The organism is Klebsiella sp. NPDC088457 (assembly GCF_044900465.1).
Taxonomy (GTDB): Bacteria; Pseudomonadota; Gammaproteobacteria; order Enterobacterales; family Enterobacteriaceae; genus Klebsiella.
This window is the reverse complement of sequence record NZ_JBJDNH010000022.1, coordinates 1-25,020: the sequence shown is the minus strand read 5'-3', so window position 1 is coordinate 25,020 and position 25,020 is coordinate 1. Positions and strand designations below refer to the sequence as shown.

The window sequence follows — 25,020 nt, the reverse complement described above, 5'->3', positions numbered from 1 at the left end:
CAGTTTTGGAAAAGTGGATCGCTATGGTATCTCGTCGCTTTGGTACTCAATCGCTGGTGCGTCTGCTGGGCCACTGGCAGGAGTCTTCTACCCGAACGCCGCTCTGGCGCCAGCTGGCAGAAGCGTTGCGCCTGCTGATCCTCGATGGTCGCCTGACGCTGGAAACGCGGCTGCCTGGGGAAAGGGAGCTGGCAATGGCGCTGAATGTGAGCCGCACCACCATCGCCAGCGCGCTGGGTCAGCTACGCGAAGAGGGCTATCTTTACAGCCGTCAGGGTAGCGGTTCGCGCGTGGCGCTACCGGAGCGGCCGGGAGCCATCTCCGACGCGGCGCTCGGCTCGTCATCGGTGAATCTGGCCACCGCCGCGCTGAGCGCGGGGCCGGAAATCCATCAGGCCTATCACCAGGCGCTGACGGTGATGCCGCAGCATCTGTCCCATACCGGGTACGATCAGCTCGGATTGCAGGTGTTACGCGAGGCGATCGCCCGCCGCTACTGCGAGCGAGGCCTCCCCACCCGCTGCGATGAAGTGATGGTGGTGAACGGCGCGCTGAGCGGTTTTGCGCTGGTGCTACGCCTGCTTACCGGGCCAGGGGATCGGGTGGTGGTCGATGCGCCAACTTACCCGATGGCTATCAGCGCGATCCAGGGCGCCTCCTGCCGGCCGGTCAGCGTTGCCCTCCCGCAGCAGGGCTGGGACTGCGACGGACTGGCGGCGACCATTGCGCAAACGGCGCCGCGACTGGCCTGGCTGATGCCCGACTTTCACAACCCGACCGGCCGCTGCATGGACAGCGTCACGCGTCAGCGGGTGGCCGACATCGCCGCACAAACGCGGACCACGCTGGTGGTCGATGAGACGATGGTGGATTTGTGGTACAACGCCCCGCCGCCGCCGCCTCTGGCCGCCTTTAACGCCGATGCGCCGGTTATTACCATCGGTTCCGCCGGAAAAAGTTTTTGGGGTGGGTTACGTATTGGCTGGATCCGCGCCTCTTCACGTACGATTGCTGCGTTAGTTCAGGCGCGCGACTCACTCGACCTGGGTTCGCCGCTGCTTGAACAACTGGCCTGTCGCTGGCTGCTGGACAATGAGCAAGCGCTGTTGCCTGCGCGCAGGGAGATGCTGGCAGCACGCCGGGATATGTGCGGCGCATTGATGGCCGAGTACTTCCCTCACTGGCGTTTTACTTCGCCGGAAGGCGGGCTCTCTTTTTGGGTGGAATTACCGGGGATGCTGGCGACGTTATTCTCTGCCAGGGCCGAAAGTCGCGGGATTCATATTGGTACCGGCACGCGCTTTGGCCTGGCGGGCGCCTTTGATCGCTATTTGCGTTTACCTTTCACCCTTGCCGATGAGGAGTTACGCAGCGCATTCACCACCCTGCAGCCCGTGTGGCATAGCCTGGCGCAACAGAATGAGAATACACGAGTACGTAAAATCATATAATAAAATATCGACGGGCTGGGTTCAGCCCGTCAAAAATCATCATCCATGACGCATATGAGATGTTTTTTATAAATTGCGCTTTATCATCTCATTGCTCTATGTCAGTTCGATGACATAAATGGGTGGATTTCATTAATGCTGGCGTGGAATGGGGAAGCTTTTTAGCGAAATAATAAAGCCATTTTCATCTTTTTTTATTTTCGCTCCGGTATCACACCAGTCGGAGGCAATGCGAAAGAACTCATCACTACCGATATTCCAGTTGAGGCGAACATGCTTCACATATCCTGAACGCAGCAGGTCACAGGCTTCGCTATAGTTGCTGGCTGTAGAGAGTTGTTGTTTCATTTTTTCTTCTTCAGAATTTTTCTTAACGCTTTGATTTCTTTAGGGGTTAATGGAGAAGCTTCTTCTTCGGTATGCTGACTATCGATATCATCTTCCGAAACCCCCGCCTCACCTGCCGAATCTGCTATTTCAAACGCCAGCAGCAGCAGTTTCTCTGTTGCAGTGCCCAGATTCTCGTTATTTTCTTCCGCATAATGACGCAGCTTTTCTTTCAACTCTGCATCGATTTTAACGTTCAGAACTACTGTGGTCATCGTCATGCTTCCCGTGCAATAAATTTATCATAATTAATACACGAAGTTAACAAATTGATCCAGACATATTATTTACGCCTGGCTATCCGGCAATAAATGCCCATAACTAATTTGCCTGCTATTTGTGACATGAAGATGACATTAATATGTCAGTATTATTTCAAAATTATGACATATAGTTTTTATAGTATAAAAAAGAGTTGTTTTTAGAACCTGGCGGGTCGTTGGAATTGCCGTACGGCGCAGGCGGGATGCGAATAGCAGGCGATAGCAATAGCACCTCACCGTACCAACGGATCGCGATAATACCTTATCAACAATAAGGCTAAAATGAGTATTGACTAAGCGTGGGAAAATTTGCCAGCGGGCGTGGAATATGCCCTTGACGTCGCCTGAACATCGGCGGGCCCCGGAATTGGGTGGGGGCCCTGCCAGCTACATCCCGGCACACACGTCGTCTGCTCTGGCTGCTTCCTTCCGGATCTGACCTGGTAAACAGAGTAGCGTTGCGGGAGAACCAACAGAGCCCCCATTGAGAGCGTTGTTATCCAACGCGCAAGCGCATTATCCCGGGAGTACCGGTGAATTGCAAGCTAACCCCGACCGGATGCTGGTTTATTGTGCAAAGCCGGGCATAAAGTTTGCTATATGGCCTTAGCACGGCCTTTTGAGACGCTCAGCAACGCCTCACGCACGGCCCTGTACACTCCGTCTGCCAGCGCTTATCCTGAGCCTTTGCGCTAAACAGGACGCACGATGGATACTCACGACACATTTCCTCAGCGGGTGTGGCAGATTGTGGCCTCCATTCCGGAAGGCTATGTCGCCACCTATGGTGACGTTGCGCTGCTGGCGGGATCGCCGCGCGCTGCCCGCCAGGTCGGCGGCGTACTTAAGCGTCTGCCCGAAGGTTCAACGCTCCCCTGGCACCGGGTGGTCAACCGCCACGGCGATATTTCCCTGACCGGCCCGGATCTGCAGCGCCAGCGTCAGGCCCTGCTGGCTGAAGGCGTACAGGTTTCCGGCAGCGGCCATATTGACCTGCAGCGCTATCGCTGGATTTATTAAGGGCAAAAAAATGCCCCTGAGCAGGGGCATCGGCGCGTTTACTGGACGGCAGCCGGGCTGCTATCGCTGGCGACCGGGACAGCCGTTTGCTGTACCGGCACCAGAAGCAGGTCGGCCCGATTCCCTCCACCGTTCACTACCGTTTGTACGGTATCGGTGATAAACATCATCTGACCGTTAACCGTAATGGCCGAACTCAGCAAAATGCGGGCATTCGGTTTAATATCCGCCGGGTTGTACGGCAGGACAAAGTTATACGGCGGCTGCTGGCCTTCGGTACGTACGGTTTTCTGCGCCAGGACATGCGCTGGTGCATCGGCCAGCGACGCATCCGATAAGGTGACAGTCAGTACCGCATCCGGCGGTAAGGCGACTCTCTGCCGGATCGAGATAGTCCCTGATACATTAGGCTGCTGTTGTGAAGAAGTCAGTGACGCAATGCCATAAGGATCGGGGGCGGCTGCGTGATTATTCGCCGTAGCGCTGTGATTATTCGCGCAGGCGGTCAAGGCAGTTGCAACGGCTAAAGCACTTAACAGATAGGCAAATTTCATTATGTTCTCCTTTTCATCCCTTTATACACCGGAGCATGTCCTACCGACTGGCGGGTAAGAACATTTGTATCGTGCATAAGTGTGGCACAGATCTCAGTTCTCTTCCTGCAAACAACCCGTTATTCAGATTATTACACCCATCGGACCACTTGCGATTCCAGGTTATACTTGGCCTCAATACGCGCTGCGCGAAGCAGTCATCACTGATTGAGGGTAAATATGAGTCAGGCACTAACCAATCTGCTGGCATTGTTGAATCTGGAAAAAATTGAAGAAGGGTTATTCCGCGGGCAGAGCGAAGATCTGGGACTGCGTCAGGTTTTTGGCGGCCAGGTCGTTGGCCAGGCGCTGTACGCCGCCAAAGAAAGCGTGCCTGCCGAGCGTCTGATCCACTCGTTTCACAGCTATTTTTTACGCCCTGGAGACAGTCAAAAACCGATTATTTATGACGTCGAAGTGCTGCGCGACGGTAACAGCTTTAGCGCTCGCCGGGTGGCGGCGATTCAGAACGGTAAGCCGATTTTCTATATGACCGCCTCTTTCCAGGCCCCGGAACCGGGCTACGAACACCAGAAATCGATGCCTGACGCTCCCGCGCCGGACGGACTGCCGTCCGAGACCGATATCGCCCGTAAACTGGCGCATCTGCTGCCGCCGCAGGCGAAAGATAAGTTCCTCAGCGATAAGCCGCTGGAGATTCGCCCGGTTGAGTTCCACAACCCGCTGAAAGGCCATATTGCAGAACCGACGCGCCAGGTCTGGCTGCGCGCCAACGGCGCGGTGCCGGATGATATCCGCATCCATCAGTACCTGCTGGGCTACGCTTCCGATTTTAACTTCCTGCCGGTCGCGCTGCAGCCACATGGCGTCGGCTTCCTTGAGCCGGGCATGCAGGTGGCGACGATCGATCACTCCATGTGGTTCCATCGTCCGTTCAACATCAATGAATGGCTGCTGTATAGCGTAGAGAGTACTTCCGCCTCCAGCGCCCGGGGCTTTGTACGCGGTGAGTTCTATACTCAGGACGGCACCCTGGTGGCCTCGACAGTGCAGGAAGGCGTCATGCGCAACCGTCATGCGTAAGCCAGGCCGCCGAAACGAACAAAGCCTCCCGATGGGAGGCTTTGCTGCTACAGGAGACAACGTAATTTATCAGGCGTTGTAGGCGTTTTCGCCATGGCTGTTGACGTCCAGACCTTCGCGCTCCTGCTCTTCCGGTACGCGCAGACCGACGGTCATATCCGCCACTTTGTAGCCGATGTAGGCCACAATGCCGGACCAGACGATGGTGATGGCGATACTTTCCAGCTGCACCAGCAGCTGATGGCCCATGGTCACCCCTTCCGCATAGCCGACGCCGCCCAGTGAGGTTGCGGCAAAGATACCGGTCAGAATACAGCCGACGATGCCGCACACGCCATGCACCCCGAAAACATCGCACGGGTCGTCAACGCGCAGCCAGCGTTTCAGCACCGTTACCCCCCACAGACCCGCAAGGCCAGAAGCGAGACCCACAATCAGCGCGCCGCCAACCCCAACGAAACCACATGCCGGCGTAATGCCAACCAGACCGGCAATCGCCCCGGAACAGGCGCCTAACAGAGACGGTTTACCGCGGGTCGCCCACTCGCCGAAGGTCCAGGCCAGAATCGCGGCGGCTGTCGCCACGACGGTGTTAACGAAGGCCAGGGCAGAAATTTCGTTCGCCGCGCTCGCTGAACCGGCGTTAAAGCCAAACCAGCCAACATACAGAATCGCGGTACCGGTGAAGACCATCGGCAGGTTATGCGGTTTGAACGCTTCTTTGCCAAAGCCGACGCGTTTGCCCATCATATAGGCTCCCACCAGCCCGGCAACGGCGGCGTTGATATGCACCACGGTGCCGCCGGCAAAATCCAGCGCGCCATGCGTCGCCAGCAGACCGCCGCCCCACACCATATGCGCAATCGGCACATAGGAGAGCGTCATCCACACCACCACAAAAATCAGCACCGCGGAGAAGCGGATGCGCTCCGCCAGCGCGCCAACGATCAGCGCCACGGTGATACAGGCAAACGAGCCCTGGAAAGCGACATGGATGTACTGATAGAAGGAGCCCATCAGCGCTGTTAGCTCAATATTTTTCAGCAATACCCAGTTGAAGTCACCGAAGAAGCTGCCACCGGTACCGAACGCCAGGGTGTAGCCGTAAACGACCCACAGGATGCACACCAGCGCGAAGGTGACAATCACCTGGGTCAGCATGGAGAGCACGTTTTTACCGCGAATCAGGCCGCCGTAAAACAGCGCGATGCCCGGAATGGTCATAAACAGCACCAGCGCGGTGCAAATCATCATAAAGGCGTTGTCGGCTTTATCTGCCACTGCCGGCGCGGCCATCGCCAGCCCCGGAAGCAGCGCCAGCGCACCCAGACCTGTTTTCATTGTTGCTATCTTCATTTTCTCGATCCCCATCACTGTGTGGTCTGGACGTTACAGTGCCGCTTCGTCGGCTTCGCCGGTGCGGATGCGAATAACGCGTTGCAACTCGGCGACAAAAATTTTGCCATCGCCAATTTTTCCGGTGTAGGCCGCCTTACTAATCACATCAACGACCTCATCAAGCTGATCGTCGGCAATCGCGACATCAATCTTCACCTTTGGTAGAAAATTGACGCTGTACTCGGCACCACGGTATAGCTCGGCATGGCCTTTCTGGCGGCCGAACCCTTTAACCTCAGTGACCGTCAGGCCCTGAATGCCGATAGAAGATAACGCTTCACGCACATCTTCCAGTTTGAATGGTTTGATTACCACGGTAACCAGCTTCATAAGTCCCCTCCGCTCGAAATTCGTAATGGCAGCAGCTAACACACAGGGAATAAAGCAAGGGCTATGCCAGAAATGAAAAAGGGCCGCTAAGCGGCCCTTTTAAGCAAGAAAACAGGCGAACGGAGACAGAAGATGACGCAAAACGGGCAGCCACGGCCAAAAACGCACCATCATAGTGCATTGCGGGTTGCATTTTTGCACCACGCTAAATCGCACCGCAGCGACTGCCTGCTTATGGTGCATCAGGCGATAAGCGACTCTTCCTGCGCGCTGGCCGCCAGTTCCTCACCCACCAGCTGCAGTTGATACATTTGCCAGTAGCGTCCTTTTGCCGCCAGCAGCTGCTGATGGTTTCCACGCTCAACGGCCTGCCCGCGGTGCAGCACCAGAATGGTATCCGCCTCAACGATCGTCGACAGACGGTGCGCGATAACCACTAAGGTGGTGCGCTGGCGAACTTTCGCCAGCGCTTGCTGAATCGCCTGCTCGGTGCCGGAGTCGATATTCGCCGTCGCCTCATCGAGGATCAGTATCTGCGGGGTCTCAACCAGCACGCGAGCCAGCGCCAGAAGCTGCTTCTGCCCGACGGAGAGCGTATTCCCCTGCTCGCCCAGCTGGGTGTAGATCCCCTCGCTCATCCCACGCGCCAGCTCGGCCAGCTGCACGGACTCCAGCGCTTCCCAGACCTGCGCCTCGCTAATGTCGCGGCCAAGGGTGACGTTGGCATAAAACGTATCCGCCAGCACCACCGGATCCTGTTGCACCATCGCCACGCCCTGGCGCAATGCGCTGTGGCTTAATGAGGAGAGCGGACGGCCATCAATCCGAATTTCTCCCCTGCTCAGCGGGTAATAGCCCATCATCAGGCTGGCGAGCGTGCTTTTGCCGCTGCCGGTGTGCCCCACCAGCGCCACGAACCCGCGGGACGGAATGTCGAGATTAATATCCTGCAGCACCAGGCGATCGCCGCGATAAGCAAACGAGAGATTCTCTACCGACACCGCGCCGCTGCGCAGCGGCGCATTATCCTCTCCCCACGCCTGGCGTGGGCGATCCATTAGCTCGAAGACGCGCTCGCCGGCCACCACCGCCTGCTGCAGCATCGACTGTTGGGTCGTCAGCTCAATCAGCGGCTCATTCAGGCGCCCCAGATAGCTGATAAAGGCATACAGTACCCCGACTTCGATAGAACCTGCCGAGCTAAAGCCAAACAGCATCAGCAGCCCGCAGAGCACCAGCGATGAGAACAGACTCAGCAGCGGGCGAAGCAGGAAACCGTCGAGGCGCAGGGTTTGCATCCGCGCCAGATAGTGAGCATAGCTGGCTTCACGCATCCGTTCGCCGAACCGCGCCTGCTGGCGGAACTGCTGGATAACGCCCATGCCGTTAATGACTTCATTAAAGCCATCGTTAATATCCGCAAGCCAGGCGCGAACCCGGCGTACGATGGGCGTGCTGTAGCGCTGATAAATCATCATCACGATCAACACCGCCGGGAAGATAGCCAGCGCCACCAGCGCCATTCGCCAGTCGAGGCTGAACATCGCCACCAGCATCGCGCCAATCAGCGCGGCGCTGCGCAGCACCGTCGCAACCACCGTGACATACAGATCGCGAATCACTTCGGTGTCGTTGGTGACGCGGGAGATCAGCTGCCCGACCGGCTGGGTATCAAATTCGCTGAGCGGCTGACGCAGCGCCGCATCCATTACGTCGCTGCGCAGCTGCTGGACCACGCCGACGGCGGCACGGTTAAACAGCAGCGACTGATTGTAGTGCAGGGTCGCCGCGAGGATCTGCAGCCCAATATAGGCTGCGGCAAGACCGCATACCAGCTTCAGAGGCAGCGAGTTCCTGGCGACCATATTATCGATAAAGTAGCTGATCAGCAGCGGACCGCTCACCTCGGCCGCCGCGGCAATCCACATCATGACGACCGCAATGATCAACGGCTTACGCCACGGAGAACCGTAGGCCAGCAGGCGTTTTAAGGTGGGCCAAAGTTCGGAAAAACTACGCATCAGCGGCCTCCTCATGTTCCTGCGGCGCATCGTCGAGCGCCGCTTCCAGCTGCTGATAACGATACATATCGCGATACCAGCCGGGCTGAGCGCTCAGCGCATCATGGCGACCGCGCTGGGCAATATGCCCATGCTGCATGACCAGAATCTCATTAGCTTCGGTCAACGCCGACAGGCGATGGGCGCTGATGATCACCGTCCGCCCCTCTCCCCACTGGCGCAGGTTATGCAATATCTGGTGCTCAGTCCGGCCATCAACCGCCGACAGCGCATCGTCAAGAATCAAAATTTCCGCCTCCAGCAACAGCGCGCGGGCAATGGATATGCGCTGTTTCTGCCCGCCGGATAGCATCACGCCGCGCTCGCCAACCTCGGTGTCGTACCCCTGGGGCAGACGCAGAATATCTTCATGCACGCTGGCAAGCCGCGCGACATGCTCAATTTGCTCCTGCGTCGCCTCGGGCCTGCCGAGAGCGATATTGCTGGCGACGGTATCTGAGAACAGGAACGGCGTCTGGTTCACCACCGCCAGTCTGGCACGCCAGCTATCGAGCTGCAGGCGGGTCAACGGAATATCGTGGAAACGAATATCCCCTTGCGTGACGTCGAAATGGCGTTGGATCAGCGCCAGAATGGTGCTTTTCCCCGCTCCGGTCGGCCCGCAGATGCCCAGCATTTGCCCCGGCTGCAGCACAAAGTTCACCTTTTCCAGCGAAGCTTTGTTCGCCTGCGGGTAGATAAACTCACGCACCGCGACGTTAAGCGCCCCGCGCCCTTCCGGGGCGCTTTCGCTACCATCGTTCACCGTCGGCGCCTCTTCGAGCATCGTCCGAATTCGGCTATAGGCCGCACTGCCGCGCTCAACGATGTTAAACATCCATGCCAGCGCCAGCATTGGCCAAATCATCAAACCGAGATACATCACAAAACTGGTCAGCTGGCCGAGGGTCATGTTGCCCTGCAGCACCATCCAGCTCCCTCCGCCGATCGCCAGCAGATTGGCGGTACCAATCGCGATATAGATCGTCGGATCGAAGCGCGCATCGATACGCGCCACGCGCATATTTTTTCTGCCGGTATCCGCCGCATCGGCAGAAAACTGCGCCGACTGCCGGTCTTCGAGGCCAAAGGCCTTAATCATGCGGATACTGGTCAGGCTTTCCTGCGTCCGGTCATTGAGGCTGGAAAAGGCCGCCTGCGCAACGCGAAAACGCTCATGCAGCGCATCGCCATTACGCTTAATCACCAGGGCCATCACCGGCATCGGCAGCAGCGCCAGCAGCGTGAGCTGCCAGCTGATTTGCGTCGACATGACAATCAATACCGCACAGCCCATCACCAGCGAATCCACCAGCGTCAGGACGCCTTCACCCGCCGCAAAGACCACCCGGTCCACGTCATTGGTCGCGCGGGCGATCAGATCGCCGGTCCGGTGGCGCAGGTAAAAGGCCGGATGCTGGCGGCTGAGCTGACGATAAAAGTCCTCCCGCAGCTCCACGGCCAGCTGATAAGAGGCGCCAAAAAGCAGCACGCGCCAGACATAGCGCAGCAGATAGACCATCACCGCGATCAGAACCAGCAGCCCGATCCACATCCACACCTTCTCTGCGGTGTAATGTTGTCTGGTGACGCCGTCGACCACGATCCCCACCACTTTAGGCGGGACCAGCTGTAAGACGGCGATAATGGCCAGCAGGGCGACGGCGCCGAGATAACGGCGCCACTCCCGGCGGAAGTACCAGCTAAGTTGAGCAAATAATCGCAAGCAGTTAAATCCTGAGTGTAGAAATCGTCGCGGCAAAAGCCGTTAATCAATGGGCAAGGCAGTGGTGTATTTTATCTGTTCCATGGCGAAACTCGAAGTGACATCGGAGAGCCCCGGTACGCTGTTCACCAGCCGTTTATAAAAATCGTCATAGCGTTTCATATCCGCCACCTGCACCCGCAGCAGATAATCATACTCTCCCGCCATCCGCCAGAAGCCGAGAACCTCCGCCATCTGCGTGACCTCGCTGACGAAACGGCAGTACCACTCGCTGCTGTGATGCTGGGTCTTAATCAGCACAAAAGCCGTCAGACCGAGCCCAAGCTTTTCGGCATCCAGCAGCGCCACGCGCCCGCGCAGAATGCCGTCATCTTCAAGCCGCTTCAGGCGTTTCCAGCAGGGTGTGGTGGTCAGATTAACGGCATCAGCCAGCGCCTGCAAAGAGAGGGTGCAGTCTGTTTGCAACAAAGAAAGCAGCTTTCGGTCAATTTTATCTAACATAGGGCGCCTCGGGAGAAAAATTTACTCCTTTAATTGTAATTGAAAGGCTAAATAGCAACAATTTTTCCTGTAAGTTCCGCTAAGCTGGGCACAAAATGACAAACAGGAAATGACGATGAATAGCGCCTGGGTAAAACACGCGATGAGTGAAATCAACGCCGATTATCAGCGATCCGCCGATACGCACCTTATTCGCCTGGCGCTGCCGGGGTTCCCTGGAATTCAGATCTACCTGAAGGATGAAAGCACCCATCCCACCGGCAGCCTGAAACACCGCCTGGCGCGCTCGCTGTTCCTTTACGGCCTGTGTAATGGCTGGATTAAAGAGGGGACGACGATTATTGAGTCATCTTCCGGCTCGACCGCGGTCTCTGAAGCCTATTTTGCACGGCTGCTAGACCTGCCCTTTATCGCCGTAATGCCCTCCTGCACGGCGAAACGTAAAATTGAACAGATTGAGTTTTATGGCGGTCGCTGCCACTTTGTCGACAGCGCCTGCGAAATTTATGCCGCATCCGAGATGCTGGCCCGCGAGCTGAACGGCCATTATATGGATCAGTTCACCTTCGCCGAGCGCGCTACCGACTGGCGCGGCAATAACAATATTGCTAACAGCATCTTCCGTCAGATGACCCATGAACCCCATCCGCAGCCCTCTTATATTGTGATGAGCGCGGGCACCGGCGGCACCTCGGCAACGATTGGCCGCTATATCCGCTGCCAGGGCTATGACACCCGGCTGCTGGTGGTTGACCCACAGAATTCGGTCTTTCTCGATTACTGGCAAAGCCGCGATGCCAGCCTGCGCAGTCCGGTCGGCAGTAAGATTGAAGGGATTGGCCGCCCGCGCGTCGAGCCGTCATTTATTCCTGACGTCGTCGATGAAATGCTGCGGGTGCCGGATGCCGCCAGCGTCGCCACCGCCCTGTGGCTGGAAACGCTGCTCGGGCGTAAGGTCGGCGCTTCGACCGGCACCAATATGTGGGGCGTGCTTGAGCTTGCGATAAGGATGCGCGCGGAAGGCCGCTCAGGTTCGATCGTCACTCTGCTGTGCGATAGCGGCGAACGCTATCTGGAAAGCTATTACAACCCGCAGTGGGTGGCGAGCCATATCGGTGATATCGCGCCGTGGCAGGCAAAAATTGCGCAAATGGTGAAGGCGCAATAAAAAAAAGCCAGACACCGCGGTGTCTGGCTTGCTGGAAGCGTCTATTTATTCGGGGGAATAAGGAAGATCAGGGTTATCCAGCCAATGAGTTAAAAAATGGGAGACCGCCTCATGACGGCAGTCTCCGATAACCGGTAAATGCGGCAGTTCAGCTTTGAGCTGCGGCATCGCGTTGCCCATAATGACGCCACGCCCGACGCTGCCAAGCATCTCGCAATCATTCATCGCGTCACCAAACGCCATACAATCCTGCATGGACAGGCCAAGATGCTGGCTCAGCACCTCCAGCGCCGCGCCTTTATTACAGCCAGTTGGCAGCACTTCCAGACAATCGAACGCGGAAAAACAGATATGGGCGCGATCGGCAAGCGCTGCGCTCAGCTGCACTTCTAGTCGCCGGAGATCTTCATGATCGCCACAGAAACAGACCTTGGTGACTTTATCGAGCGGCATCCGCTGCGGATCGACAATCTGATAGCGGAAACCGCTAAAGACGTGCGCCTTGAGAAGGTCGGGAATTTCCTTGCCGGTAAACCAACCGCCGTCATTAAACACATGCATGCTGGCCGCGGTCTCCCAGCGGCGGTGCAGCACCACTTCCGCGACGCCCGGATCAAGATCGCTGCGGTGCAGCTCCTCCCCATCCAGAGAGTGAATACGCGTGCCGTTGCCGGTAATTAAGTAGGCATCCAGCGAGAACTCGCCGATCACATGGCGCATCTCCAGCGCATGGCGTCCCGTGGCAAAGGTCAGGGTGATGTCGCGCTCACGCAGACGCTTCAGCGTTGCCAGCGTCGACGTTCCCAGACGATGGTCCGGCAGCAACAGCGTGCCGTCCATATCAAATGCCGCGAGTCTTGCCATGTTCTGCTCCCAGGGAGGGGGGTGGATTTTGCTTGTGTTCCAGTATTGCCTGATATATACGGAAGTAATAGTGAATAGATATTTTTTATTGTTCCGGGTTTATAAACGGCGCCCGCGCCGACCGCGAACGAGCGAATCCCGGGAGCTTACTCCAGGCAGTGGCCGGGGTGAGCGACCGTAGCCAACGCAGAGGCAGGTTGAAGGACGAAGTGTAATATGAGATTACTGAATCGACTAAACCAGTACCAGCGCCTCTGGCTGCCCTCCTCCGGCGCGGCGCAGCAGGCCACCGTCGGTGAACTGGCTGAACGCTGTTTTTGCAGCGAACGCCATATTCGCACGCTGCTGCGCCAGGCTCAGCAGGCCGGCTGGCTAAGCTGGCAGGCCAGTTCCGGTCGCGGAAAGCGCGGCACCCTCACTTTTCACAAAGCGCCGGAAACGTTGCGTAATGAAATGATGGAACAGGCGCTGAATAACGGGCAGCAGAAAAATGCGCTGGAGCTGGCGCAGCTGGCGCCGGTGGAACTTAAAGCGCTGCTGTCCCCGTTTCTTGGCGGCCAATGGCAAAATAACACGCCCACCCTGCGTATTCCCTATTACCGCCCGCTTGAAGCGCTACGTCCCGGTTTTCTTCCCGGCCGGGCGGAGCAGCATCTCGCCGGGCAAATTTTTTCCGGCCTGACGCGCTTTGATGCGCAAAGTACCTCGCCGATAGGCGATTTAGCCCACCACTGGCAGGTGTCGCCGGACGGTCTACGCTGGCATTTTTATATCCGCTCGACGTTGTTCTGGCATAACGGTGACCCGATAGAAACGCCGCAGCTTCGGCAACGGCTGCTGATGTTGCTCAAGCTGCCGGCCTTACGCACGCTGTTTGCCAGTATTAGCCGGATTGATATCACCCATGCCCAATGTCTGACCATCACCCTGCACCGCCCGGATTACTGGCTACCGTTTCGCCTGGCGAGCTACTGTAGCGTGCTGGCGCACCCCGACGATCCCAGCCTTGGCAGCGGCCCGTTCCGCCTGAAGCTGTTCAGCCCGGAGCTGGTCAGGCTGGAAAACCATCCGCGTTATCATCTGAATCATCCCCTGATCCAGGCCGTAGAGTACTGGATCACCCCCCAGCTGTTTGAACAGAATTTGGGCACCAGCTGCCGTCACCCGGTGCAGATCACCATTGGCGACCCGGACGAGCTGACGAATCTTCGTCAGGTCAGTAATAGCATTAGCCTTGGCTTTTGCTATTTGACGCTGCGCCAGAGCCGTCGGCTCAGTAAAGCCCAGGCTCAACGGCTGGTGTCGTTGATCCACCGTTCTTCACTGCTGGAAACGCTTCCTCTGGACGAAGATCTGATCACGCCCAGCAATGCAGTGCTACCCGGCTGGTCAATACCCCAGGGGCCGGAGAATCAGGACGTTCCGCTGCCGGGGAAACTGACGCTGCTGTACCACCTTCCCGTCGAACTGCATGCGATGGCGCAACAGCTTCGCCAGCGGCTTGCCGCCCTCGGTTGCCAACTGACACTCATTTTTCACGACGCGAAAAATTGGGAGGGTTGCCAGGATCTGGCCCGGGCGGATTTGGTCATGGGCGATCGCCTGATTGGTGAAGCGCCGGAATATACGCTGGAACAGTGGCTGCGCTGCGATACGATGTGGCCTAATTTGCTGACCGGGGCGCAATATGCGCATTTGCAGGCGACGCTCGATGCCGTCCAGGCTCAGCCGGAAGAACGTAGCCGTAACGAAGCGCTGCGCAACGTCTTCAACATTCTGATGGATGATGCCATCATGACGCCGCTGTTTAATTACAATTATCGCATCAGCGCCCCGCCGGGCGTAAATGGCCTGCGGCTCAATGCCCGCGGCTGGTTTGATTTCGCCAGTGCCTGGCTGCCGGCATCAGCGCCGTGATGAAGCTGGTCGCCGCGCTCATCAAGCGCTACCATATCGCTTTCACTTCGATAGTCAGGAATTGCCATGAAACGCGCCGTAGTTGTCTTCAGCGGAGGACAAGATTCAACGACCTGCCTGGTGCAGGCTCTGAAACAGTATGATGAAGTGCATTGCGTCACTTTTGATTATGGACAACGCCACCGCGCGGAAATTGACGTGGCTCGCGAGCTGGCGCTGACGCTTGGTGCCGTCGCTCATAAGGTGCTGGATGTGACGCTGCTCAATGAGCTGGCGGTCAGCAGCCTGACCCGCGATAACATCCCGGTACCGGACTACGCGCCGGATGCCAGCGGGATCCCTAATACTTTCGTTCCCGGGCGTAATATTCTGTTTTTAACCCTGGCGGCGATTTATGCCTATCAGGTCAAAGCGGAAGCCATTATTACCGGCGTCTGCGAAACCGATTTTTCCGGCTATCCGGACTGCCGCGACGAGTTCGTCAAAGCGCTCCACCACGCCGTTAGCCTGGGTATGGCGAAGGATATCCGCTTCGAAACCCCGCTAATGTGGCTGAACAAAGCCGAAACCTGGGCGCTGGCGGACTACTGGGGCCAGCTGGAGCGGGTACGTCGCGAAACCCTGACCTGCTATAACGGCATTAAAGGTGACGGCTGCGGGCAGTGCGCCGCCTGTAACCTGCGCGCCAACGGCCTGCATCAGTACCTGGCCGATAAGGTCGGCGTGATGACGGTGATGAAACAAAAAACCGGGTTGAAATAAACCCTCTGCACCACGCCCCCGCTCGCGCTGCGCTTAGCGGGGCTACCAGATGCTGCAGCCGGTAGACCGGATAAGGCGCTTGCGCCGCTATCCGGGAACGCCTCCCCCCGCTCGCGCTGCGCTTAGCGGGGTGCATTCTTACATCTCCATCTGTTCCAGCTTCTCACGCAGTTCACCGTCCAGCGGCAGCGCTTTCTGGGTTTTTAAATCAATGCAGACAAACGTAATTACCGCATCCGCCACCACTTCACCTTCAGGATTTAGCGTGACCGTCTGGTTTAAGGTGCCGCTTTTACCATTAAGCTGCTGCAGGTGGCTGGTCACGGTTAACACATCCCCCAGTACCGCCGGGCGACGGTAGTTGATATTTATGTTCACCACCACAAAGGCGATGTTACGTGCGGTCATCCAGTGAAATGCGGCACTGTTCTCCAGGCCATCCCAACGAGCCTCCTCAAGAAACTCAAGATAGCGAGCGTTGTTAACGTGCTGATAAACATCCAGATGATAGCCGCGAACTTTGATTTGTGTCTGCATAGCGCAAGTGCCTTAGTCTTATTGTCATATTGAGGTCAGAGGTCACACCACTGGTGTAACCTCTTTAGTCTGGCAAAAATTTGCGGCTGTGCAAGCCCCATAGGTAAATTACAACGTCAAATGCGACAGATTTCTCTCAACCAGGGAATGCCCCATTCCGGGAACCTGCTTGAGATCGTCCACGGTTTTAAACGGCCCATATTCTTCACGATAGCTGACAATGGCCTGCGCTTTTTTCAGGCCGACGCCGTTCATCGCCTGCATCAGCTCCTCCGCACTGGCGCTGTTGATACTGACCCTGGCAGCGCCCGGCATGGGGTTGAGCGTCTCAGGCGCTTTATCCTGCGGCGCCTGTACGCTCTCCTTTGCCGCCGCGGCTTTACCGCTGGTCGATGCCGCCAGCGCCATCTGACTTCCCGCCGCACAGAACAGTACGGTGGCGGCAATCATCGTTGTGATACCTCGTTTCATGCTGTGATCTCCTTGTGTGTTGACAGCAAGGCTACGATAACGAGCAAGAAACATGAGGACAAAAGGCAAAACAGAGAAATGGAAAAGGCCGCGAAAGCGGCCTTTGGGGATTACATCACGTTACTGAGCTTTGCGAAGCGCCGCGAAATTATTGCTGCTGGTCGACGATATCGCCGAGCTTAATTTTCGCTGATTTACGCAGGTTGCTCATCAGCGCTTCGAAAGCAATCTGGGCATTGTTCTGCGTAATACCTTGCACCATGGCTTTTTTCTGCGCTTCCGGCATGTCGCCTGCTTTCACTTCATCCAGCGCCAGCAGCACAACGTTACCTTTCATGTCACTCCCCACGCCGTAGCTGGCTTTCCCCTGCTGCGGCAGCGGCAGGGCAAATGCCGCCTGACTTAATGGATCCTGACCGGTACGTGCCAGCGTCTGCGCTGCGCTGAAGCTTAAGCCCGCCGCTTTCATCGCCTCGTCACCTTTGCCATCTTTCAGCGCCGCCAGCAGCTTGTCGGCATCCAGCTTCGCCTGCTGTTCAGCTTTGGTGTGCTTCACGATATCGGTAACCTGCGCTTTCACTTCCGCCAGCGGTTTCACCGCTTCCGCTTTATGATCGCTGATGCGCAGGACAAATGCGCGATCGCCATCCACGGTGATGATATCGGAGTTGCTGCCCGGCGTACCGTTTTCGCCCACCAGACCGCCGTTGAAGATCGCGTCGGAGACCGGTTTAAAGTTCAGCTCTTCCGGCAGGTTGTCATGACCAAACCAGCCGGTTTCAACCACTTTCACATTCGCAGCCTGCGCAGCGCCTGCCAGAGATTCGTTATCGTTGCTGGCCGCGTCGCTCACTTTCTGTTGCAGCGCGTAGTAAGCATCCAGCGCTTTTTCCTGCTTAACTTTCGCCGCAATATCATCGCGTACTTCGGCCAGCGGTTTAACCTGTGCCGGCTGCACATCATCAAGACGCACCACCAGGAAACCGACGGAAGATTTAATCACGCCAGACAGCTGGCCTTTTTCTTTCAGACCGGCATCTTTCAGCTCAGGTACCGTCGCGGCATCGTCCATCCATCCCATATCGCCGCCGTTGCGGGCAGAAATAATGTCGGTAGATTTTTCTTTCGCCAGGGTGGCGAAATCTGTGCCTTTTTTCAGCTCATCCACCACCGCCTGGGCATCCGCTTCGGTTTTCGTCTGAATCACGCTGTAACGATTACGCTGCGGTTGCGTGAACTGATCCTGGTGCTGGTCATACCATGACTGAATTTCTGCGTCAGAAGCGTTCTCCTGCATGCTAGCGGCATCCATTTTGATGTAGCTAACGCGGAACTGCTCTGGCGCCATAAAACGCGCCTGGTTCTGCTGGTAGTAAGCGTTGATTTCCGCATCGGTCACCGTCTGTTTCGCCGCCAGCGCATTCACATCGATGGTTGCTTCACGCACCACGCGCTGCTGAGAAACTAACGCCGCCAGCTGGTCAGATTCGCCCGGCAGCATAAAGTCGGTACCGGCAACGGCATTAATCAGTTGCTGAGTGGTCAGCTGGTTACGCAGCGCCTGCGCGTACTGATCGGTGGTCATGCCCATTTGATTCACGATGCCGCCAAAGCGTTCGTTATCAAATTTGCCGTTAGTCTGGAAAGCCTGAGTCTGGAAGATGGCTTGTTTTACCTGATTGTCGCTGACGCTCAGACCAAGCTCACGGGCGTACTGGTCCAGCAGCGATTCATCGATAAGACGGTTCAACACCTGCTGACGCATGGTTTTCATGTAGTTTTCGTTGGCCGCCAGTTCAGAGAACCGATCGCCAAGCTGCTGCTGCATGCGGTTACGTTCGCTGGCAACGGCATTTTCAAACTGCGAGCGACCAATCTCCTGGTCATTAACTTTCGCGGCATAGTTGCTGCTGCCGCCAATCAGGTAACCACTCACCCCGGTCAAAATGAACGAGACAATGATAATACCGAAAATAATCTTGAGCACGACGCTGTTGGCGGCCGTGCGTAGGTTGTCCATCATGGTGTAACAACGCTCCGCTGTAGATGACTTTAGCTCGCGCAGCATAGCACGTGATGGCTGCCGCGCGTGAGGGCCTATTTTGACAAGAAAACGGGGTGATTGTCAGCCCACAAGTGCGCACAAACACCGATAAAGTCGAGTTCCGGACAAATAAAAAAGGCACATCTCACGATGCGCCCTTGTACTTCGTCACATTCCCTGACGGGAAGCCGATCAGTTTACCGCGTCTTTCAGCGCTTTACCGGCACGGAACCCCGGGACTTTAGCCGCTGCAATGGTAATTTCTTTACCGGTTTGCGGGTTGCGGCCTGTACGGGCAGCACGCTCTTTCACAGCAAAGGTACCAAACCCGACCAGCGCAACGTCATCCCCAGCCTGCAGAGATTCAGTAACAGAAGCAATTAAAGCATCTAACGCACGTCCGGCTGCAGCTTTAGAAATGTCCGCACCCGCAGCAATTTTGTCAATCAGTTGAGATTTATTCACTGTTCTCTTCCTCTCTTTATAATTTATATCGCACCAGAATCCTTCGTGGTGCGACCGCGCAGCAGTTATATCAGGACTGTCATGCCCTTACAACAGAGTTGTAGATGACCCCCTGCCAGCGATCTAAGTTAGCTACACAAAAAAAGGCTGGCAAGTACGAATTTACTTACCAGCCCTATTTTTATTAACGCAATTTGCGCGAAGTCACTATTTCGCCGTCACAACCTGCATGCCGAAAGGCTCGTTCTGCAACGCAAGTGTCAGAACTTCTTCGATTCGTTTCACCGGATGGATATCTAAATCGGCGATAACGTTATCTGGAATTTCTTCAAGGTCGCGTTTGTTTTCATCAGGAATCAGAACAGTCTTAATACCACCGCGATGGGCCGCCAGCAGTTTTTCCTTCAAACCGCCGATTGGCAATACCTGTCCACGCAGGGTAATTTCCCCTGTCATCGCGACATCGGCACGTACCGGGTTCCCCGTCAGACAGGAAACCAGCGCGGTACACATAGCGATACCGGCGCTCGGGCCATCTTTCGGCGTCGCCCCTTCCGGAACGTGAACGTGAATATCGCGTTTTTCGTAGAAGTCCGGGTTAATACCCAGCTTATCCGCCCGCGAACGTACCACGGTCAACGCAGCCTGGATCGACTCCTGCATCACTTCACCCAGCGAACCGGTATAGGTCAGCTTGCCTTTACCCGGTACGCAGGCGGTTTCAATGGTCAGCAGATCGCCGCCCACCTCCGTCCACGCCAGGCCGGTAACCTGACCGACGCGGTTTTCACTATCCGCGCGACCGTAGTCATAGCGCTGCACGCCGAGGAAATCATGCAGATTATCGCCGTTAATGGTGATGTGTTTCAGGGACTTATCCAGCAGCAGCTGTTTAACCGCTTTACGGCACAGTTTGGAGATTTCACGCTCCAGTCCACGCACGCCCGCCTCACGGGTGTAATAGCGAATAATCCCGACGATAGCGCTGTCCTCAACGGTCAGCTCGCCTTTCTTCAGCGCATTACGCTCAATCTGCTTCGACAGCAGGTGACGTTTGGCGATGTTCAGTTTTTCATCTTCGGTATACCCGGAGAGACGAATCACTTCCATGCGGTCCAGCAGCGGCGCCGGAATATTCATGGAGTTAGAGGTCGCCACAAACATGACATCGCTGAGATCGTAGTCCACTTCCAGATAGTGGTCGTTAAAGGCCACGTTCTGTTCAGGATCAAGAACTTCCAGCAGTGCCGAAGCCGGATCGCCGCGCATGTCGGAGGACATTTTGTCGATCTCATCCAGCAGGAACAGCGGGTTTTTAACCCCCACTTTCGCCATTTTCTGGATCAGTTTGCCCGGCATAGAGCCAATATAGGTACGACGATGGCCGCGGATTTCCGCCTCATCGCGCACGCCGCCCAGCGCCATGCGTACGTACTTACGTCCGGTCGCTTTAGCGATAGACTGGCCCAGCGAGGTTTTACCTACCCCCGGCGGCCCGACCAGGCACAGGATCGGCCCTTTGAGCTTGTTAACGCGGCTCTGCACTGCGAGATACTCAAGGATACGATCCTTCACGCGCTCCAGACCATAATGGTCAGTATCGAGGATCTCCTGCGCCTGTCGCAGATCTTTTTTGACCTTGCTACGCGCGTTCCACGGCACCTGCACCATCCAGTCGATGTAGCCACGTACGACGGTCGCTTCCGCCGACATCGGCGACATCATCTTCAGCTTTTGCAGTTCCGCTTCGGTTTTTTCTTTTGCCTCTTTCGGCATTTTTGCCGCGTCGATCTTGCGCTTCAGCGCTTCGTTCTCGTCCGGCGCGTCATCCATCTCGCCGAGCTCTTTCTGGATGGCTTTCATCTGCTCATTCAGATAGTACTCACGCTGAGATTTCTCCATCTGCTTTTTCACACGGTTGCGAATACGCTTCTCAACCTGCAGCAGATCGATTTCTGATTCCATCATCGCCATCAGATATTCCAGACGTTCGTTAACGTCGGACATCTCGAGCACGGACTGCTTATCAGCCAGCTTCAGAGGCATGTGCGCAGCGATGGTATCTGCCAGACGCGCGGGATCGTCGATGCTGTTCAGCGACGTCAGCACTTCCGGCGGAATTTTTTTATTCAGTTTGATATAGCCTTCAAACTGACCGATTGCGGTGCGCACCAGGACTTCTTGTTCGCGTTCATCGATCGCCGGCGATTCGAGGTACTCCGCCTTCGCGGAAAAATGCTCGCCATTGTCAGATAATGCGGAAATACGTGCGCGCTGCAGGCCTTCAACCAGCACTTTGACGGTGCCATCAGGCAGCTTCAGCATCTGTAAAATTGACGCCACGGTCCCGACGGTGAAAAGATCATTTACACCCGGCTCATCCGTCGAAGCTTCTTTCTGCGCAACCAGCATGATTTTTTTATCATGGTCCATAGCCGCTTCAAGACAACGGATAGATTTTTCCCGCCCTACAAACAGGGGTATGACCATGTGCGGATAAACCACCACATCGCGCAACGGCAATACGGGGATTTCAATGCGTTCAGAACGCTCAGGATTCATAGAGCTCTCTCTTAGTTTAAAGTCCGCCAGGTAGCCGACGGCACGATTCTTGATCGCGTCGCCGTTAATATGTAATCCAGTATATGGGGATGTATTCCACACATTCAACGGCGGGAATGCAGGAAAAATAAAAGGGGGGATAAAATCCCCCCTTTTTAGTTAACTACTTGAGCGATTTGGCTAATTATTCACCAGACGCCTGCTGCGCTTCCGGTTTGCCATAAATCAGCAACGGCTTGCTTTGCCCGTCGATGACCGAAGCGTCAATAACCACTTTTTCCACGTCTTCCATCGACGGAAGATCGTACATGGTATCAAGCAGAGCCGCTTCTACGATGGAACGCAGGCCACGAGCGCCGGTTTTACGCGCCATCGCTTTCTTGGCGATAGCATCCAGCGCTTCGTCACGGAACTCCAGCTCAGCGCCTTCCAGATTGAACAACGCCTGATACTGTTTGGTCAGGGCATTTTTCGGCTCTTTCAGGATCTGAATCAGCGCTTCCTCGCTCAGCTCGTTAAGGGTCGCCACCACCGGCAGACGGCCGATGAACTCAGGAATCAGACCGAATTTGATCAGATCTTCCGGTTCAACCTGGGACAGCAGCTCACCTTCGCTCGCTTTGTCAGATTTGGCTTTCACCGTCGCGCCGAAACCAATACCAGAACCGGTCTCTACACGATGGGAAATGACCTTATCCAGGCCGGCAAATGCGCCGCCGCAAATAAACAGAATCTTGGAGGTATCAACCTGCAAGAACTCCTGCTGCGGATGCTTACGCCCGCCCTGCGGCGGCACCGCGGCAACGGTGCCTTCAATCAGCTTCAACAGCGCCTGCTGCACGCCTTCGCCGGAGACATCGCGGGTAATCGACGGGTTATCCGATTTACGGGAAATTTTGTCGATTTCATCGATATACACGATACCGCGCTGCGCTTTCTGCACGTCGTAGTCGCATTTCTGCAGCAGCTTCTGGATGATGTTTTCAACATCCTCGCCCACATAACCGGCTTCGGTCAGGGTGGTGGCGTCAGCCATGGTGAACGGCACATCCAGCAGACGCGCCAGCGTTTCCGCCAGCAGCGTTTTACCGGAGCCCGTCGGCCCGATCAGCAGAATGTTGCTTTTCCCCAGCTCAACGCCGTTGCTGGTATCGCCATTGCGCAGACGTTTGTAGTGGTTGTATACCGCCACTGCCAGCACTTTCTTCGCCGGTTCCTGGCCGATAACGTAATCGTCCAGGTGGTGGCGGATTTCGTGCGGAGTCGGCAGCGCGCTGCGCTCGCGATGCGGCGCGACTTCTTTAATCTCTTCGCGAATGATGTCGTTACATAAATCAACGCATTCGTCGCAGATATACACGGATGGCCCGGCGATCAGCTTACGCACTTCATGCTGGCTTTTGCCGCAAAAAGAGCAATACAACAGTTTGCCCGAACCATCTTTGCGTTTATCTGTCATGAGTCCAAACCTCTTATTAAGTTCTTTGTGCCGCACACGACGACGCAAATGCCATTCTCAGGCGCAAGCCGCTTATCAGCGTTGTGCCGCCCTACTTCAGACAAGTATAGCGGCACCCTTACGCCAGGGGCATCAATTACGATGGGTCAAAATGGAATCGACCAGGCCGTATTCCACCGCTTCCGATGCTGACAAGAAACGGTCACGCTCGGTGTCGTTCTCGATCTGCTCAAGGGATTGACCCGTATGGTGTGCCATCAGTTCATTCATTCGGCCTTTCACTTTCAGGATCTCGCGGGCGTGAATTTCAATATCCGTCGCCTGCCCCTGATAGCCGCCCAGCGGCTGGTGGATCATCACCCGGGAATTCGGCAGGCAGAAACGCTTGCCCTTCGCCCCTGCGGTCAGCAGGAAGGCGCCCATGGATGCCGCCTGCCCCATACAGATGGTGCTCACGTCAGGCTTGATGAACTGCATGGTGTCGTAAATCGACATGCCGGCGGTGATCACCCCGCCCGGAGAGTTAATGTACAAATAAATGTCTTTTTCCGGGTTCTCTGCTTCCAGAAAAAGCATCTGCGCCACGATCAGGTTCGCCATGTGGTCTTCCACCTGGCCGGTCAGAAAGATAACGCGTTCCTTGAGCAGACGGGAATAGATATCAAAAGAACGTTCACCGCGCGAGGTCTGTTCAATGACCATCGGCACCAGGGCCATATGGGGTGCAAAGTTATCTCGTTCGCCACTGTATGACATTTCCGTCTCCTGGATTAATTTTGAATAAACCTGCTGCACTGATTGTAACCTTATGGACGGATTATCAGCCAGAGCCTTCTACCCGTCATCATTCAAATTACCTGCATATTGGCAGCCTGAACGACTCGGGATAGCCACGCTGCGTCATTATGCATGATTTCACGCGTGCAGTGCCGTCTCCTGGTAATGGGGACGATGCCATCGTAATTCAAGCATAACAACCTTTTGCCGTAACGCTATCATTGATATCGCGTTTTCGCACTCACGCAGAAGCTATCGTTGCGATAAAAAAAAACCCGTAGCCTCGCGGCAACGGGTTTTATCTGAACCTTAAACCGGGGGCGAAATTACGCCTGCTGGTTCATCAGCTCGCTGAAAGTGGTCGCTTTTTCAGACACTTTCGCTTTTGCCAGAACGGCTTCCACAGCCTGCTCTTCCAGCGCAACGTTACGCATGTTGTCCATCAGTTCGTTGTTTTTGCTGTAGAACTCAACAACTTCTTTCGGATCTTCGTATGCAGAAGCCATCTCTTCGATCAGGCCCTTAACGCGCTCTTCGTCAGCTTTCAGCTCGTTGGTGCGAATCACTTCGCCCAGCAGCAGACCGACAACCACGCGGCGTTTAGCCTGCTCTTCGAACAGCTCGCGCGGCAGTTCCAGCGCCTGGTTCTCGTTACCACCGAAACGCTGAGCAGCCTGACGACGCAGAACGTCGATTTCGCTGTCGATCAGGGCAGACGGAACGTCGATTTCGTTAGCTTTTACCAGACCTTCGATGGCCTGAGACTTAACGCGGTTACGCACGGCGCCTTTCAGCTCGCGATCCATGTTTTTACGCACTTCAGCGCGCAGACCTTCTACGGAACCATCTTCAACGCCGAAACGTTTGATGAATTCAGCAGTCAGTTCCGGCAGTTCACGCTCTTCCACTTTCTTCAGGTTGATAACGAATTTAGCCGCTTTACCTTTCAGGTTTTCTGCGTGGTATTCTTCCGGGAAGGTCACGTCGATAGTGAACTCTTCGCCCGCTTTGCGGCCTTTGATACCGTCTTCAAAGCCTGGGATCATACGCCCCTGGCCCATCGCCAGTACGAAGTCAGACGCTTTGCCGCCTTCGAACTCTTCGCCGTCAACAGAACCGGTGAAGTCGATGGTTACGCGATCTTCTGCATCCACAGCGCCGTCTTTGTCTTTCCAGGTAGCCTGCTGCTTACGCAGAGTGTCCAGCATGGTGTCAACGTCA

General features: G+C 56.0%; 23 protein-coding genes and 1 other RNA gene. 6 read left to right on the top strand and 18 right to left on the bottom strand.

Going from position 1 to position 25,020, the window contains the following annotated elements; all coding sequences use genetic code 11:
- The first annotated feature begins 23 nt into the window (after window positions 1–23).
- Entirely contained in the window at window positions 24–1,451 is a 1,428-nt protein-coding gene (locus tag ACI2JR_RS15345) for a PLP-dependent aminotransferase family protein (protein ID WP_462478905.1), read from the top strand.
- A gap of 132 nt (window positions 1,452–1,583) precedes the next feature.
- Here the strand turns inward: ACI2JR_RS15345 and ACI2JR_RS15340 are convergent, their stop codons facing one another.
- The 3 genes from ACI2JR_RS15340 to ffs all read right to left on the bottom strand — a co-directional run bounded on the left by ACI2JR_RS15340 (window position 1,584) and on the right by ffs (window position 2,576).
- Window positions 1,584–1,799: a hypothetical protein gene (locus ACI2JR_RS15340; RefSeq protein WP_132728464.1), complete on the bottom strand. Its 216-nt coding sequence runs from the start codon at window positions 1,797–1,799 to the stop codon at window positions 1,584–1,586.
- Window positions 1,796–2,053, bottom strand: a complete 258-nt coding sequence (locus tag ACI2JR_RS15335) for a hypothetical protein (RefSeq protein WP_132728463.1) — start codon at window positions 2,051–2,053, stop codon at window positions 1,796–1,798. Before ACI2JR_RS15335 ends, ACI2JR_RS15340 begins: the two co-directional genes overlap by 4 nt.
- 426 nt (window positions 2,054–2,479) lie before the next feature.
- Window positions 2,480–2,576: signal recognition particle sRNA small type (ffs, locus tag ACI2JR_RS15330), an RNA gene on the bottom strand.
- A 233-nt stretch (window positions 2,577–2,809) separates the two neighbouring features.
- Between ffs and ACI2JR_RS15325 the strand changes: the two genes are divergently transcribed.
- Window positions 2,810–3,121 carry an MGMT family protein gene (locus ACI2JR_RS15325; protein WP_132728461.1) on the top strand — a complete coding sequence of 104 codons (312 nt, stop codon included), beginning with the start codon at window positions 2,810–2,812 and terminating at the stop codon, window positions 3,119–3,121.
- A gap of 38 nt (window positions 3,122–3,159) precedes the next feature.
- On the opposite strand, the gene ACI2JR_RS15320 is transcribed toward ACI2JR_RS15325, so the two are convergent.
- Window positions 3,160–3,675, bottom strand: a complete 516-nt coding sequence (locus ACI2JR_RS15320) for a YbaY family lipoprotein (protein ID WP_132728460.1) — start codon at window positions 3,673–3,675, stop codon at window positions 3,160–3,162.
- A 219-nt stretch (window positions 3,676–3,894) separates the two neighbouring features.
- Here ACI2JR_RS15320 and tesB point away from each other — a divergent pair, with 219 nt between their 5' ends.
- A complete protein-coding gene (gene tesB / locus ACI2JR_RS15315; protein WP_132728458.1) occupies window positions 3,895–4,758 on the top strand; it encodes an acyl-CoA thioesterase II in 864 nt (287 codons plus the stop codon).
- Between the two features lie 69 nt (window positions 4,759–4,827).
- On the opposite strand, the gene amtB is transcribed toward tesB, so the two are convergent.
- From amtB to ACI2JR_RS15290, 5 genes are all read right to left on the bottom strand, one after another.
- Window positions 4,828–6,114 (bottom strand): ammonium transporter AmtB, encoded by a 1,287-nt coding sequence (amtB, locus tag ACI2JR_RS15310; protein WP_165905684.1) that lies wholly within the window; start codon window positions 6,112–6,114, stop codon window positions 4,828–4,830.
- Window positions 6,115–6,147: 33 nt separating this feature from the next.
- Entirely contained in the window at window positions 6,148–6,486 is a 339-nt protein-coding gene (gene glnK / locus ACI2JR_RS15305; RefSeq protein WP_004858743.1) for a P-II family nitrogen regulator, read from the bottom strand.
- Window positions 6,487–6,728: 242 nt separating this feature from the next.
- A complete protein-coding gene (locus tag ACI2JR_RS15300; protein ID WP_462478904.1) occupies window positions 6,729–8,507 on the bottom strand; it encodes a SmdB family multidrug efflux ABC transporter permease/ATP-binding protein in 1,779 nt (592 codons plus the stop codon).
- Complete coding sequence (locus ACI2JR_RS15295) at window positions 8,500–10,272, bottom strand: SmdA family multidrug ABC transporter permease/ATP-binding protein (protein WP_132728455.1); 1,773 nt, start codon at window positions 10,270–10,272, stop codon at window positions 8,500–8,502. The genes ACI2JR_RS15300 and ACI2JR_RS15295 overlap by 8 nt, the downstream gene beginning before the upstream one ends.
- A 42-nt stretch (window positions 10,273–10,314) precedes the next feature.
- On the bottom strand, window positions 10,315–10,773 hold the full coding sequence (locus tag ACI2JR_RS15290) for an Lrp/AsnC family transcriptional regulator (RefSeq protein WP_132728454.1): 459 nt from the start codon (window positions 10,771–10,773) through the stop codon (window positions 10,315–10,317).
- Window positions 10,774–10,888: 115 nt separating this feature from the next.
- On the opposite strand from ACI2JR_RS15290, the gene ACI2JR_RS15285 reads away from it, so the two are divergent.
- Window positions 10,889–11,941, top strand: coding sequence for a PLP-dependent cysteine synthase family protein (locus ACI2JR_RS15285; protein WP_462478903.1), 1,053 nt, complete (start codon window positions 10,889–10,891; stop codon window positions 11,939–11,941).
- Between the two features lie 45 nt (window positions 11,942–11,986).
- Here the strand turns inward: ACI2JR_RS15285 and cof are convergent, their stop codons facing one another.
- The gene (cof, locus tag ACI2JR_RS15280; RefSeq protein WP_462478902.1) at window positions 11,987–12,805 is read right to left on the bottom strand and encodes an HMP-PP phosphatase; all 819 of its coding nucleotides are present in this window, start codon (window positions 12,803–12,805) and stop codon (window positions 11,987–11,989) included.
- A gap of 216 nt (window positions 12,806–13,021) precedes the next feature.
- On the opposite strand from cof, the gene ACI2JR_RS15275 reads away from it, so the two are divergent.
- Window positions 13,022–14,722: an SgrR family transcriptional regulator gene (locus tag ACI2JR_RS15275; protein WP_462478901.1), complete on the top strand. Its 1,701-nt coding sequence runs from the start codon at window positions 13,022–13,024 to the stop codon at window positions 14,720–14,722.
- 66 nt (window positions 14,723–14,788) lie between these two features.
- Complete coding sequence (gene queC, locus ACI2JR_RS15270; RefSeq protein WP_132728450.1) at window positions 14,789–15,484, top strand: 7-cyano-7-deazaguanine synthase QueC; 696 nt, start codon at window positions 14,789–14,791, stop codon at window positions 15,482–15,484.
- A 138-nt stretch (window positions 15,485–15,622) separates the two neighbouring features.
- Here queC and ACI2JR_RS15265 read toward each other — a convergent pair whose 3' ends face one another.
- The 8 genes from ACI2JR_RS15265 to tig all read right to left on the bottom strand — a co-directional run.
- A complete protein-coding gene (locus ACI2JR_RS15265) occupies window positions 15,623–16,021 on the bottom strand; it encodes a YbgC/FadM family acyl-CoA thioesterase (protein ID WP_132728449.1) in 399 nt (132 codons plus the stop codon).
- Between the two features lie 108 nt (window positions 16,022–16,129).
- A complete protein-coding gene (locus tag ACI2JR_RS15260; protein WP_165905683.1) occupies window positions 16,130–16,492 on the bottom strand; it encodes a helix-hairpin-helix domain-containing protein in 363 nt (120 codons plus the stop codon).
- 148 nt (window positions 16,493–16,640) lie between these two features.
- A complete protein-coding gene (gene ppiD / locus ACI2JR_RS15255) occupies window positions 16,641–18,515 on the bottom strand; it encodes a peptidylprolyl isomerase (RefSeq protein WP_132728447.1) in 1,875 nt (624 codons plus the stop codon).
- A 213-nt stretch (window positions 18,516–18,728) separates the two neighbouring features.
- Window positions 18,729–19,001 (bottom strand): nucleoid-associated protein HU-beta, encoded by a 273-nt coding sequence (hupB, locus tag ACI2JR_RS15250; protein ID WP_002444653.1) that lies wholly within the window; start codon window positions 18,999–19,001, stop codon window positions 18,729–18,731.
- Between the two features lie 207 nt (window positions 19,002–19,208).
- On the bottom strand, window positions 19,209–21,563 hold the full coding sequence (gene lon, locus ACI2JR_RS15245; protein WP_132728445.1) for an endopeptidase La: 2,355 nt from the start codon (window positions 21,561–21,563) through the stop codon (window positions 19,209–19,211).
- 184 nt (window positions 21,564–21,747) lie between these two features.
- A complete protein-coding gene (gene clpX / locus ACI2JR_RS15240) occupies window positions 21,748–23,022 on the bottom strand; it encodes an ATP-dependent protease ATP-binding subunit ClpX (protein ID WP_004858716.1) in 1,275 nt (424 codons plus the stop codon).
- Between the two features lie 132 nt (window positions 23,023–23,154).
- Window positions 23,155–23,778: an ATP-dependent Clp endopeptidase proteolytic subunit ClpP gene (gene clpP / locus ACI2JR_RS15235; RefSeq protein WP_132728443.1), complete on the bottom strand. Its 624-nt coding sequence runs from the start codon at window positions 23,776–23,778 to the stop codon at window positions 23,155–23,157.
- Between the two features lie 347 nt (window positions 23,779–24,125).
- Window positions 24,126–25,020: trigger factor (gene tig / locus ACI2JR_RS15230; RefSeq protein WP_462478900.1), on the bottom strand; the 895-nt coding region annotated here is incomplete at its 5' end.